We start from the raw sequence: 14,813 nt of genomic DNA, 5'->3' as shown, positions 1-14,813 counted from the left end.
AAATCGCAATTCTCTGTCATAGGGAGCAAATATGAAAGCTTACGCATTTGTTATACTTTTCTTGATAACCGGGTGTTCCACACATGGAGCACACTTTGTTGATGCCAAACCAATGAGCAATGATCTGCTCACAAGTTCAGTGCTAAGTAAACCTAACTGGCACCATGGCGCAAAAAACTGCTCACTCTCACAGCAAGCACCTCACGATATTTATCAACATGATGAAAGTACTTTTATAATCAGACAAAATAAATGCTTAACTTTCGAAGCCCCATTTATTTACGTTTTGGCTGGAACGAAATCCGTATTGGTACTAGATACGGGTGCGCTTGATCAAGACTCTTCCTACAACTTGTATCAAGAATTAGAAAAGCTGTTTGGTAAAAAACATCTTTCAAGCAAACAGCTTTTAGTGCTCCACTCTCATGGGCATAGCGATCATTTCCAAGGAGACTGGTCATTTTCGGGACAGAAAAATGTGACTGTAGTCAATCCTGAAAAGCAAGCATTACACACATTTTTTGAATTTGACGAATGGCCAAATGGTGAAAAAACCATAGATTTAGGTGATAGGCAGATAACCGTGCTACCAACACCTGGCCACCAAGAAGAAAGCATCAGTTTATATGATGAAAAGAACAAATGGCTTCTCACGGGTGACACCTTATACCCTGGCTATATCTATATTAAAGATTGGGCATCCTATAAGAACAGTATTGATAAACTCGCTAAATTTGCAAAAATCCATGAAGTCAAAGCAATATTGGGTGCCCATATTGAAATGAAAAACAAACCAAAACTCTATTACCCAATTGGCTCTACTTTCCAACCTGATGAGGCCCCATTAGAATTACATGCCAACCACCTCTATGCTCTTAACAGCGTGCTCAAAGCTCAAAACTCTCCTGAGGAGCTAGTTTTTGATAGATTCATCATTAAGCCTATGAGCCTCTTTCAAAAAACACTGAGCAATCTCATCAGGTGGTTCAGTGCATAAAGCATTGTCTGAAGGGCTTGTGTAAACTTTACTGTGAGGCCAGCTGCTAAACCGCAAGCCTCACTTTGAGCCGAACACTTGGCAAGCCAAACCTATTGAAAATGCATTTAAATATACCTTCAATTAACACCGCAACTGTCGGCAGGTTTAAACCTCAAAAAACAACCGCTGACAATTGTGCCAGCTGTTTGCGGGCACTAACCTAGCCTGCTGTGATTGAATTCCTTGTCCATCGAAATTACGGCCCCAAATCAGTGCGTGTGACTAATTAGGTTTTGTGCAGTCACTTCATTTACTTTGGTTGTAAAACCACTTAGTTTTCGCTTCATTTCTCCAGCTTGTTCAGACATTGATACGGCGGTCGCAGACGCTTCCTCAGCCATCGCGGCATTTTGCTGCGTCATTTCTTCCATTTGTAAAATCGCCTGATTAACTTGCTTGATCGCGCTGTTTTGCTGGTCAGAAATAGTTGCAATTTCAGCTATCATTTCGCTGGCGCTCTGTGCCGCATTAACAATTTGGCTCAGTGTATCTCCTGATTGATTAACTAACTGCGTCCCTACAGAAATCTTATCTACGTTAGCACGGATCAACTCTTTTATTTCTTTAGCTGCTGTTGCAGAGCGCTGCGCTAGGGCTCTTACTTCCCCTGCAACCACAGCAAACCCCTTACCTTGTTTGCCCGCTCTCGCGGCTTCAACCGCTGCATTAAGTGCTAATAAATTGGTTTGGAAAGCAATTTCATCAATCACACCTATGATGTCAGTGATCCGTTCACTGGCTTGGTTAATTTCATTCATACTATCTACGGCATCACCAACAACTTTGAAGCCGCTTTCAGCCTGCATTTGGGTATCAGCTGAGAGTTGATTTGCATTTTGTGCTTTGTCAGCGCTACTGACTACAGACTCAGTAAGCTCTCCCATCAGAGAACGAGTTTTTTCTAGCGCCGTTGCCTGTTGCTCAGTTCTTTGACTCAAGTTTACCACCGCACTGGACAAATCATTCGAAGAGTTATCCGTTTGATTTGCACTTGCCATTACTTGTTCGACTACTGAAGAGAGCCTGTTTAGGCTTGTATTGATTGACTGACTCAGTAAAGCAAAGTCACCAGCGTAGACATCGCCCATTTGCTGCGATAAATCCCCCTTTGCTACCTGCGTCATGACCGACTTACACTCATCCATCGGTGCAACAACAGCCTCTAACAAGGTATTCACGCCAGTAATGATCTCTTGAAAATCGCCCTGATGTTTTGAGGTGTCTGCTCTGGCTGCCAAATCGCCATTGCTCGCCGCGTCTGCAAGCGAATTTGCATCATCAATCAATTGACCCACCGCATCAATACAGGTGTTGAGGTTTTTCTTGAGCAATTCAAAGTCACCATTATATTGCTCGGTAATGTGCCCGGGAATATCCCCGCGTGATATGGCTTCTACGACGTTGGCCGCTTTCGTCAATGGCCCGACCATCGCATCCATCATGTCATTGACACCAGTAACAATTTTCCGGAAGTCTCCATTGTGCTGAGTCAGGTCTACTCGTTTTTTCAAGTCACCAGCCACAGCTGCATTTGCCAAGCCGTTTACATCTTTTATCAACAAGCCAACAACTTCAATACAGGTATTCAAATTGTTTTTAAGTAACGCAAAATCTCCCTGATATTGCTCGTTTATCAATGCGGGCACATCGCCTTTAGAGATGAGGTGTACAGCTTCTGCGGTTTTTTTCAAAGGGCCAACTATAGCCTCTAACAGCTCATTAATCCCCTCGGCAAGCACTTTCATAAACCCATCAAAATGAGCGCTATCAATACGCGTATTTAGCTCGCCTCTGGCTGCCGCTTTAATTACTTTTTGGATCTGGGATTCAGCATCTCGTTGTTGAGTAAGATCTTGCCACTCTAATACAACCCCGAGTTTTTTTTGCTCTTCGCTTATCACGGGATTGAGGGTCAACATCAGGGACTTTCGACCCAATTTAAGCTCTTCGCTGAACGTTTGACTCAAGTTACTCAACTGTTGTGACAACGCCGTCGGAGAGGGATGCAATTTGCTCGCATCCGATCCGATAATATGTTCCGCATTAAAGCCAGAGAGTGATTCTTCAATTGCAGTTTGGCTTTCTGTAAATAAGGCCTTTGAGGCATTGTTTTGGTAAATAATGGTATTTCGCTCATCGGCAACCATCACATTCGCTGAAACATTATCTAATGCCTGCTTCAATCGGTTATTTTCAGCAGCTTGAGTACGCTCTAACTCCATTCTTTCTTGCAGCTCTCGTCGCGACTTAAGCAAGCTAGACTGCATACCACCCAACGCTTCAAGTAATTGACCAGATTCATCTTTGGTGTCCGCATTGATTTTATTTTCTAAATTTCCTTTCGAAATCTCTTGAGCAATATTCACAGCGTTATTGATGGGGGATGTGATCCGTTGCAGTACAAAAAATACAAAACCCAGTGTCAGCGATAGAGACACAACCATAAGTACAACAGCAAAAAAAACATCTTGGCTAGCTTGATCCAATGACTTGTTTGACAGCGTGGCAAGGTTGCCAGACAACTTATCTGAAACCGTTTTCAACAAATTTATCTTCGCTGTTTGCATCTTAAACCAGTAAGCCGCATCTATGCCAAAATTGCCCTCATTCACTTTGGCAAATGCAGTATCACGCATCTTTTGCGTTTCAGCCACAGCCTCATTCTCCATAGTAGCGAGGTAAAATCCTTTATTGTCTTGCGAAGCCAGACTTAAAAACACTTCCATGTAAGTGTCCTGAACCGTTATCAAGTTTCTGAGCTTCTCATACTGCCCTGACTTAAATCTGTTTTCTGCAAAAACGGCGGTAAACACCGCACGCTCAACACCAGCTCGCTCTTTACTGTTTAAAAAGTTACGGTAAGCGGTCGCCGCATTCACAATATCACTTTGTGTACTCAATTTTGCCAAAAAAGTTATCGTTGACAAAAAAGCACCATTAGATCGCGTGTAATAGCCAATAGCCTCGCTTGTCGATATAGAGAAACTGCTGATCTGTTCACGCACACCTCCCAGTTGCTTTTTCATTGCAAGTGCACTGTTTAGTTGAGTGGCGAATTCACTATCAAACTGATTTACATTAAACTCTTTTAAAAAATTGCTTAAACGGCTGGCAGCTTTGTCCGTGTCTTCTCTTTGCTTGGGTAACACGTCAGAGAACTTAGCGCCTTTACTACCCAAAAACCCGGCAGTTGCTCCGCGCTCTTTTTGCATTTCATGGACAAATTCATTGGCCAGTACAGATAACTGGGTCAGCAGTAATAGCTTGGCATTTTCTCGCTCAAGCTGCTGACTTTCAAATACTTTATCTATTGCCAATGCAACCATAAACACCAAGGGGATTAAAGCAATTGAAAGCAACTTCCAGCGGAGTTTAAGATTGTTAAAAATACGCATATATCATTCCCTTTGTGATCAGAACAATCAATATTCTATTGGCAAATTACGAGTGTAGTTAGGAATTACAAGTGCTTCAATGTAGGGTAAGCATTAAATTTTAAAAGTGTTTTAGGCTCGCACATAAACGAATTACAATGCCTACAACCTTCACATTCGTATATAGACTTCAATTATAATTATCATACAGCCCACGTTTTACACGCCTTTTAGACATTGTTAATGTCTATGTAAGTCTGATGCAATTTATTAAATAAAAAAATATTCATAGGGCTCGAACAAACTATATAGAAATTGCTTTAGCATTATTTTATATAATAAAAAATGCAAAAGGAAAGACAAGAATCTAGCCAAGAAAAAATATAGTAATTTCAAAAAATAAAATAATAATGTATGGCTTTATCTCAAAAAAACATACTCAATACTGTATAGGTAAATGACATTCGTTAAATACTAAGGTCTATATTGACCTTAAACATAGTTGCAGTATAGTTACAGCTGAACAAATAATAGACAAACAAGGACAGTGAAAATGAAAAAAATGATGCTTTCTACGATTGTAAGTGTGGTCGTTGCAATCACTAGTTATTCCGCACATTCAGCTACTACAGTAAGTGCTTGGGGTGGAGCAGAACATTTAAATTATGACACCGCCAGAGGGGGAGCAATACTCAATTTGAAACGTCGCTACCCCAATGTACGTAATGTACGCGTCACTCAATGTTTTAGAGTTACTTACCCACCAGCATACAGAAAAGGTGTCGTGACCTGCGAAGCGGTTGGAGAAATCTAGTAAGCTTATATGAAAAGTAAAGGGCGTTAATTGTAAACGCCCTATATGATATATTTGTTCAAAAAACACCATCAATAACGCGAAGTCGTATTTAAGTAGCGACTTTGATCTGGATATTTACCTCACAGTATTCCAAAACGGGATTGCACCCACTTTCAAAGTGTAGAAAATATAAGTTGAATTTTTTATATTTTAGATAAGAATTTAACGCGGACTAATTCAACCACCCATAACCCCTTTCTTAATTTTAAGATTCCATTTAGGTAAAACCTAAATATAAAAATTAAATAAAGTAAAAAGCAATTAAATAATCTTACCTATCAAGCTCATATTATCTATATCCGCGTCATTTCATTTTCTCATCATGAGTGATATGTCTAACTGATGGATATCCATGTAGAAATCCACTCCATTCCAATGCGGCGCTTGTTGCTTTGTTAACTACTCAAGCACTCAGCAATAAAGTAGTGAAACTTTGTTTCTCTAACCGTGTTTATCAAGAAATTAAAAGCGATGCTTAATAGCATCGCTTTTAAAAGGTGTGGTAATTAAGCAAGTTTATAGCATATATGGATTATCGCTATTTTGTGATGACCCCTGAGCTTTTGCTGGCAGGCTTTCAATGCGTGCCAGACGCTCTAAAATAACATCAACTTTTCGACCCAAGTTTGGATCAATATCACTCGATTTTTCAGCATGCTTCATCAATTCAGGTAAAGTGCTGCTTACTAACTCACTCAAAGCGAGTGCGACCTCTTCACTGGGTGTCGTGCATTGCTCAGTATTATTTTTAGCACTGAATTGCGCGATAACTTGGCTCTGCCCTGCTTCAATCGCTGTGCTCAACTGATGAGCTAAGCTACTTTGCCCTTGTTGAATATTGAGATTCAGATCCGCAAGTGCACCAGCAGTATCAGGCTTGTCTGCAATCGCTTTCAAGGCGCTGTTAATATCTGCAAGCAGCGCTGACTGTTTACTATTGTGCTCTGCTGATCTTTGCTCCTTAATTGACTCTGCTAAATCTGTCAATTTCTGTGTAAGCCCTTCAGCCAAAGCCTGCTGCCTAGTTGCTTGTTGCGCTACAAACTCTTCTTGAGTTAAGTTTTGCTGAGTCAGCGCATTGTTTACGTTGGCCAGTTCTAAAGCCAGTTTAGTAAGCTCGGTACGTTGATCTGACATCGCTTCGAGTTGTAGTTGCGTGCTGTGCTCTGTGGAGCGCATATGGCTATCACGCTGGCGGTTCAGAGCTTCTGTAACTTGCTGCAACTCTTCTGATAACGCAGTTTTCAAATCTTGTTGAGATTTAAGCGAGTTATCGGCATTTATAGTAGCTAGCTGAACCTGTTCAGATCTTTGCAGATGTTCATTATTTAAAGACTCGGTCAATTGGTTTATGGCTTGGCTTACTTTGCTTGTCAGCGCTTCATTTGTATCTGCATCACGTGCATTATGCATGTCGCTTTGCGTTAGTTTCTGCTGATGTTGCTCTGCTAACTGCGCTGAGAGTTGTGCAAATGATGAAGTGAGCGGAGACTGTTGTGCACTGTGCTCAATCACCTTTGCAAGCGCTTGTAGACTGCCATTTGTATCTTGCTCACCAACTGCGCCGTTTAACTTCTCTAATAGCGCTGAGTAATTGTGGCTCAGCTGGTCTTTGTCTAGTTTCGACGCGATACTGGTTAACGACTCATTCAACTCACCTAGCTGCTCAACCGCGAGTAAAACAGGACTACCTGCATCATTTGCTCTATTGAGTAGCGCATAGTCATCTAAAATTTGCTGCCAACGTTTGGCTTCTTGCTCACAAAGCGTGTTGCGAAGTTGCGCCAGTTTAAGTAAGTTTTCCTCACTGCCTTTACTTAGGGTTTGCGCCTCTCCTCGGTAATGATCTTGAATAAGGTTTTCTAATTCCTCATCATTCATCGCCGCAACAACTTTCTCTGCCATTTTGTTCATATTGCGATAGCTACCTTGTAACTTAAATGGCGGCTCAACACGATAGTCATCATCTTGTGCAGCCGACGCAATATATTGAGCATTCACTTTTAATACAGTGTTTCGGATCTGGATCAGCTTTTGCAACACGGAAACAAGTTCATTTGCTTGAGCTTGAGAATAATTGTGCTCAAGTTCATTCAGTGAGATATCTTCTCCCTCGGCAATGCGGACCAATTTATACAGGTCTTGCATATTGCGATTGGCTAATGGCGCAAGCACTGCATTGGAAGTCAAGGCGTTTTCAATGAAGCTCATCGCAAACTCTTGCTCACACCCAGATAAGGTATCACCCAAATTGTATATATCGGCACGGTTGGCCAACATGTCTGGTATTTTAAAGCTCTCACCCGATTCAGTATATGGGTTACCGGCCATTACAACTGCAAATTTTTTGCCTCTTAAATCGTAGGTTTTACTGCGGCCGTTCCATACCCCATCAATTCGCCTTGATCCGTCACAGAGGGAAATAAACTTTTGCAAAAACTCTGGATTGGTATGTTGAATATCATCCAAATACAACATCACGTTGTTGCCCATTTCGAAGCTCTGGTTGATTTTTTCGATCTCTTTTGCAGCGGTTGCATTCATCGCTTGCCCGGGATCTAAAGACACCTGATCATGGCCAATTGACGGACAATTCACTTTCACAAAGGTTAGACCCAAGCGATTTGCGACATATTCAATTAAAGTCGTTTTACCATAACCTGGGGGAGAAATTAGCAGTAACATCCCCATTAAGTCTGTGCGTTTGTTATTGCCTGACGCGCCTATTTGCTTTGCAAGGTTGTCACCAATAATTGGAAAGTAGACTTTATCAATCAACTGGTTTCGAACAAAGGAACTCAAGGGTTTAGGCTTAAACTCATCCAATTGTAATCGCTCTTTTTGCTCTGCCAAGATCTCCGATTTGATCTCGTGATAATGACTAAATCCACTTACATGTGTAGACAAATACGTCTGCGTCCGAGCAAAGAACTCAGCGTAGTCAAGCGTTAAAGTTTGCTCATTGATACGGGTATGTTGACCTAGCAATCCAGTCACCTGATTTGAAACCGTGATATCTTGAGGTTCAAATTGCGTCTGATTCAGCTGCTGCAATAATACAACGTTTGCCGCATCAATCAGTAAATCAGCACTTACTTCATCATTTTGCTGTTGCCCATAAGCATTCAACCAACTAACCATCATGATGGCTTTGTCTTGTAGATGTTCAAGGGCGCCTAGCGTATCTTGCAAAGACGCCGAAAAACCTTTGCTTCTCGCCATACTATTGAACTGCTCAGCAACTTTTTTGACTTTGCTAGACATCACAAAGCTGAGCTCTTTTTTGCTTTGCGCGAGCTCTTTAATTAAATACTCTGCGCTCAATTGTCCCGATAAAGCTGATACATATGGTAAATAGCGACTTAAACTAGATTGCGCAAACCCTGTTATTTCATCACTTAATTGCCCTGCTAATTGGGCCTTGAAGCGCGTATCTCCCAATACCGTTTCCATTAATTGTGCTTGCTTAGCTTGCTCAGACCACTGAACCAAAATTCGAGTATCGCATTGACTTGCAAATAATTGCGCAACAACACGCGCTGACGTTGGATAAATCAATAAACCAAGTGCCTGCTTTTGAGCCAGTAAATTTTGCAGTATTAAGGTCGCATCATGATCATGAATGCCTTTTTCATAGCCCTCTTGGTATCTCGGCTCTGCAAACTTTTGCACCAATAAGAGCAATGTTTCGTCGGCAATCGCTTGTTCAAGCTGGCTATGCGTCAGAGCATTTAACGGGTCATTTGCCGCACTCAACACCTGTGCAGCTAAGAATTCACCACGGTAAATATCGGTATTTTCAGAAACTACATTTTGTTGCCAATAAGGTCGATATGACAAAAGCGTGTCACGAATACTTTGCTCTTGTACTGGCTCAAAGTACTCAGTGCCAGTGAGATGAAACATCAGATCCTCATCACGAGGTAGCAAGGTGAGATCTAACAGCTGCTTGTTGACACCAAAACTGTGTTTGCCGATTTTGACCGAATTGCCACCATCGCTATAGATATCCTGCTTGTCTCGCAGTGAACGGACACCTTGGTCTTTGCATGCTTTGAGCTTAGCTTGAATATCATCCGCCTTGATCCCATCACCAAGCTCTTTGAGTTCTTGGGTCAGCCCCCGCAGCTTACTTATCATCGGATCTGACGCAAAATAGCTGTTGATTTCATCTATTTCGGAGAAGTTTTGCGAACGCCTAGTCACCCCTTGTAAAATGCGTTCTGCGGCATTGGCTAGATTGAGTGCTCTGCGCTGCCTCTCTTCTATCAGCTGCTGCTTATGCGCCTCAAAACTTTCGTATACATCATCGCGTTTGGCCATGATCTCCGCAAGATATTCGTCATACTCGCTAAACTGAGATTCAAGCTCTTCAAGCTGAATAAGTAATCTTGATAGCTGCTCATCGCATTGCTCTGGTGTACGAGCATTATTTAAACTGCTGGTGATACTTTGGCTAAAGAGTTTAAAACGCGCCGCAAATTCCGCTTTCGCTTCAACACTGCCCAAACTTTTACGGCGAATTTCAATGCTGGCTTTAGCGCGATTAACCAAACCATACACGCCACTGACATCTTCAAGAATTTGCGTTCTGATCCGACTATCGTCAATTTCCAGATCAAGCATCGTATGATTGAGCAAGTCCAGTTCACTTCCGAGTGTATCCAGCTCTTTCAAAAAACCGTTGAGTTCACTAACGCTCTCGCTTTTTTCACTCAGCGCTGTCAACTCATTTAACTTGCTTTGATAAGGTGCTAGCGCTGTATCTTTTTGCAAAAATTGTGCTGTTGCTTGACTCAAGTTTAAGAACAATTCATCTAGCTGGGCTTGTAATGCGGTAAGCCCTTCGACGTCAATATACTTTACTTCTTCAAGGCTGATGATTTTACCTTTTAAAAGCTTAAGTGACTCTAAGCCTGTGACAAACTCGGTTGTGAGTTTAAAAGCGTCCGGTCGAATATCTTTGGTTGCCGACTTAAATTCAGCGTTAATATCCACTAAAGCTTTTTTCGCAGTTTCCTGAATTTGACTGACTTTTTCAAATTCGTCCAACACTTGCTCAGAGGTTTCAAATATTTCGTGCAGTTGAGCATTAAGAGGGGAAAAGTCCGGCTCATTTAGCCAATGGTAGCGATCTAAAATGCTGCGCGTTAGCGATATAAGACTTTCATAGTGAGAGATATTTGGGTTTTGCTCACTGATCGCTTTGCAAACACTGTATAAATCTGAAATACCACGTACCAGATCTGGATTGCCAATTTTACCCAACATGCTGGTTGGTGTTGGTGCATTCGCTGCAAATTCTGCCGAACAAAACGGACTGTCCCACACTTGAATTGGGTGGACTCGCTGAGCTTCTTCTTTTTCAGCTTTAAAGGTGATGGTGAGTCCGTCGTTGTATACCCCATATCCATGACAATATATTGGGTTTTGGAGGTTCTTTTCGATCAGGTTATAAGCAAATAGCGCATAGCGCCCTTCACTTGGTTCATAAAAGACGTATAAAACATCTTCACCATTGGGGGATTTAATTTGTTTGTGGAATTCGAGGTTGTCAATGTGGTCTTCAAAAGAGCGAGTTTGCCCTGATTGCAAATAATAACCGCCTGGGAATATGATACCGTGATCATCGGGTAGTTGAACACATGCATCCGCAATTGCATCTTGGCGGACCACGTTTTCAGTTACACAGTTGAAAATAAAGTAGCGCCATACCTTTTCTCTATAAGGCAGCACCTTAAGTAGAATAATTTCGCCTAGCTGGGCATATTCAACGCTGCAATCCGCCAACGACTGGTTTTTGTCATCGACAGGTTCTGCGTATATCCCTTCGCCACTTTCGGTGTTATTTTCAACCTTAATAGTAAGGTCGCCACCGACCGCCTCTACAAATACCTTGTCGAGAATATTAACATGGGGATGGCGCCCCTCTACATGGTCACTACGATCAGTTTTAATCCATTCAAAGTCATAATCTTGGTCACGATTTAAATCGCGTTCACCACGATTATCAATATAATCTAAGGTATTGTCTGCCGCGATTTCCCAGCGAAACACGCGAACATCGGACAGTTTATCGCCTATTTGAAACAACGCATAAAGCTTGCCGTTTTGTTGAAATAAGTGTTGCAGTTTTGATTCTTTGTAATAGGTATAGAGTTCGTCAAAATCTCTTAAGAACCGCTCATTGGTTAAGAACTTTGTTTCGTTTGGGTAAGGTTCTACCTCGTAATGATCATCTTGGTTTACGAGCTTTTGTACGGTAAATACATCACCTACCTGTGTGTTTTTTTTGAGTCCTAAAAACACATTGTAGGCAAATATCAGCTTGTCGCCGATCAGTACAATATCTCGTGGTATGCAATTATGTTCAGTTCTTACCCTAGCACGCCCTTTGACTTTAATTTCAGTACTGCCAAAGGTCTCTATTCGGTTTTGATTTAGTAAATCGATGTCTTTGCGTAACTGAGCACCAGAGTTACTCAAACGACGCTTGATCAGATCATATGATCCCTGCTCTAGTGCGACATTATTTTCAGAGTCCGCCATAGTCTACTGTCCTGTGGTTCATGGAGGGTAAATAGAAAGGTACGCTGAATGCACGCCCGACCTGCGTGCATTCATAGTCTTGTAATAACGCTGTTAGCTTTGCTCGTTTGACTCTACTTGTTTTGCATTGCCGTTAAGCGTACTGCCTAACAAGTTTAAAAGCTGTTGCTTCTCAGCATCACTACTATTGCCTAACTGGCTGAAAAACTTGCTCATAGCTACGTTTTTCATGGTCTCTGACGATGCGTTTGCACCACTTAGCACTCCTTTAAGATCATCCATGATATTTCTGTCGCCGTTTAGATGATCTTTAAACAAAGTTTGAACCGTATCGCTTTCTCCCACTAATCCATCAATAGATTTTCCGAGCGTGATCGCTTTCATAAATTGGTTGAAGAACTGGCCGTCGCCCCCCATGATGTTAATGTCTGCATTGCCCAGCGTCTTAGCCAGAATTTCAGATTGATGCGCGGCAATGTCTTTTTCTGTATCCAGCTTGGCCAACGTAAGCTCTTTTTGCTGATTAAGTTGAAGCGTAAAGCTTTCGTAATCTCTTGCTGACTGGTCCATCGCATTGAGTGCTTCAAGCTTTTCTTCAAGACCTTTTGCTTCAGCTGACATACGACGCTCAAGTGTCGATGCTTCTGCTTCCCCTTGCTTTTCAATTGCCTCAGCCATCGCAGATTGCACTTCTGCCTCAGCAAATCCGATATCACGTTTACCTTGCGCTTCAGCTGCCAGTTTTTGCTGTAGTACTTGCGCTTCTGTTTCACCCTGTTGCGCATTCGCTTGCGCTTTGGCTTTGATCACTTCCGCTTCAGCAAGGCCAGCTGCTGCTTTTTCAGCGCGCTCAGCTTCTGCTAATACCTTTTTCGACTCCGCAGTTTGATTCGCTATACGCAGCTCGGCTTCCGCCATTTTTTCTAGCTCGCGTGCTTTAAATTCTGACGCTTGCTCCTGTGCTTTAGCTGCTTCAATATCCTTCACCAGCGCTTCTTCTGCTTCCGCTTTGGCCTTGATCACAATCGCTTCTTTTTCACGTTCCGCGGCTGCTAGCGTTTGAACATCTTTAATGCGTTCCTGCTCTTCGGCAACGGTTTTTTCTACCGCAACGCGATCTCGCTGTACTTCTGCGATTTCTTTGCGCTCCACTTCCAATGCTTTTTCTTTATTGATGCGCATGATTTCAGTTTCTTTCTCCCGTTCAATCACTTCAATTTCACGAGAGCGCGATACTTTTTCTTCTTCAATGGCAAGCACGCGCAGACGGTTTTGCTCGGCAATATCTATTTCACGCTGTTTGTTTTGTTCTGCAATTTCAATGGCTTCATCCGCTTTTAAGCGAGCATCTTCCGCCTTCATACGCTCTTCTTGTTTTACCCGTTCAGCTTCTGCGGTTTCTCTAGCTCGCACAGTTTCGATTTCGCGTTGTTGCTTCGCTTTTGCATCTTCTTTTTGGCGTTCAATCTCTAAAGATTTTTCAAGTGCTGCTTGATTTTGGATCTCAATCTGCGCTTGTTCATCACACTTTAGCTGGTTCGTTTGCACATTCTGCTCTGCGGTTTTCTCCGTGATACGTCGAATACCTTCAGCATCTAATATGTTGTTTTCATCTAGCTTGTGAATTGATGTTTGCTCAAGGTAGTCAATCGCCACGTCTTCGAGCGTGTAACCTGATAAATCTTGACCAATCACTTCTTTAATTGCATCTCTAAACTGGTTGCGATGAGTAAACAGTTCTTCAAAATTCATTTGTTTACCCACAGTTTTAAGGGCTTCTGAGAACTTAGCTTCAAATAACTCTTGTAGTGTTTCAGGTTGTGACGCGCGGGCACAGCCAACTTGTTTAGCAACGCGCAAGATGTCCTGCTTATTTTCATTTACACGGATATAAAAAGTAATGGCGATATCGGCACGAATATTATCCTTACAGATAAGGCCACTGTTTTCTCTGCGCTCTAAAACCATGCGCTTGGTTGAGATATCCATAACTTCCATTTTATGAATGACGGGGTAAACTATCCCACCTGTTGTGGTTACGTCCGGCTCATTCTTCATTTTGTTAATTATGAGCGCATGCCCTTGATCCACTTTTCGATAAAACTTACCGATGATTAAAATAATCGCAAATATAACACCGATAGATACGCCAACGATTGTTAAAATAGGTCCGAGATTATCTAAAAATTCCATGTGTGTTCCTAACTAATATGATTATTCCAAGCCATGGCTTAATGTTGTTTTCAAGTAGAGCTGCCACAGCGATTTTGTGCCATATAAAACTAAGTTATCTTGGCCGTTGTTTATGTGTTAATTGTTAATGATGTATTGTGTTCTTGATGAGGTACTACCAAGGCTTCTCGACAATGAGATAGCTATTTTTAGCCACATCATGCTCAATCAATAAGCCTGTATCACCTAAGGAAAACATGCCCTCGTCCTCTGAACGCACTTCTATTAGCTGCTCTGTTCCTTGAAATTGCACTTTTGCTTGACCAAATTGTGTATTCACTTTACTTGTCGCAATCACGCACTCCAAACCGATAAAATCATTCTTAGAGGCGGTTTCTTTGCTGTCAAAAAAGCGTCTTAAAGGCCTAACTAACATGGCTGTTAACGGGATCGATACAACAAAACATCCCAGCATCATCGCGCCACCTAAAAGGTAGAACATAACTCCATCGCCAAGTGCGTATGCAAACAGTTGATGCGCATAAAAACTTGCTATCCAACTGAGCAGTACAACTAAGCTAATTGATATAGTCAGAGGTACACCACCAAAGCCCATTTGCATAATGGAGTCACCACCACCATCAGCCTCTATCTCAACATCTCCTTCAAGCATATCAATGTCTGCAAATCCAAGCAGTGCGATTAACCAAAAGCCGATGACGATGAGTAACAAGGTGGTGAAAACCACTGTTGGGAAAGTAAAAATAGTATTGAGAAAGTCCATAATATTAAATATTCCTATGCATTAAGGGCCATTCAACCG

The 14,813-nt window shown here is 42.0% G+C and carries 6 protein-coding genes; 2 read left to right on the top strand and 4 right to left on the bottom strand.

Going from position 1 to position 14,813, the window contains the following annotated elements; translation table 11 throughout:
• Window positions 1–31: 31 nt before the first annotated feature.
• Window positions 32–997, top strand: coding sequence for an MBL fold metallo-hydrolase (locus MHN81_RS19745; RefSeq protein ID WP_239426503.1), 966 nt, complete (start codon window positions 32–34; stop codon window positions 995–997).
• A gap of 251 nt (window positions 998–1,248) precedes the next feature.
• Here MHN81_RS19745 and MHN81_RS19740 read toward each other — a convergent pair whose 3' ends face one another.
• Window positions 1,249–4,434: a nitrate- and nitrite sensing domain-containing protein gene (locus MHN81_RS19740; protein WP_239426502.1), complete on the bottom strand. Its 3,186-nt coding sequence runs from the start codon at window positions 4,432–4,434 to the stop codon at window positions 1,249–1,251.
• 532 nt (window positions 4,435–4,966) lie between these two features.
• On the opposite strand from MHN81_RS19740, the gene MHN81_RS19735 reads away from it, so the two are divergent.
• Complete coding sequence (locus MHN81_RS19735) at window positions 4,967–5,227, top strand: hypothetical protein (protein WP_023401408.1); 261 nt, start codon at window positions 4,967–4,969, stop codon at window positions 5,225–5,227.
• Between the two features lie 558 nt (window positions 5,228–5,785).
• On the opposite strand, the gene MHN81_RS19730 is transcribed toward MHN81_RS19735, so the two are convergent.
• The 3 genes from MHN81_RS19730 to MHN81_RS19720 form a co-directional block, all read right to left on the bottom strand.
• On the bottom strand, window positions 5,786–11,818 hold the full coding sequence (locus MHN81_RS19730; protein ID WP_239426501.1) for a DNA repair ATPase: 6,033 nt from the start codon (window positions 11,816–11,818) through the stop codon (window positions 5,786–5,788).
• Between the two features lie 93 nt (window positions 11,819–11,911).
• Window positions 11,912–14,011, bottom strand: coding sequence for an SPFH domain-containing protein (locus MHN81_RS19725; RefSeq protein ID WP_023401406.1), 2,100 nt, complete (start codon window positions 14,009–14,011; stop codon window positions 11,912–11,914).
• A 154-nt stretch (window positions 14,012–14,165) separates the two neighbouring features.
• Window positions 14,166–14,774 carry a hypothetical protein gene (locus MHN81_RS19720; protein ID WP_023401405.1) on the bottom strand — a complete coding sequence of 203 codons (609 nt, stop codon included), beginning with the start codon at window positions 14,772–14,774 and terminating at the stop codon, window positions 14,166–14,168.
• Between the last annotated feature and the right edge of the window lie 39 nt (window positions 14,775–14,813).

This window comes from Pseudoalteromonas sp. Of7M-16, assembly GCF_022347805.1.
Taxonomy (GTDB): Bacteria; Pseudomonadota; Gammaproteobacteria; order Enterobacterales; family Alteromonadaceae; genus Pseudoalteromonas; species Pseudoalteromonas luteoviolacea_F.
Note: the sequence above shows the minus strand (reverse complement) of the source record. Positions and strands in the feature narration are given on the sequence as shown.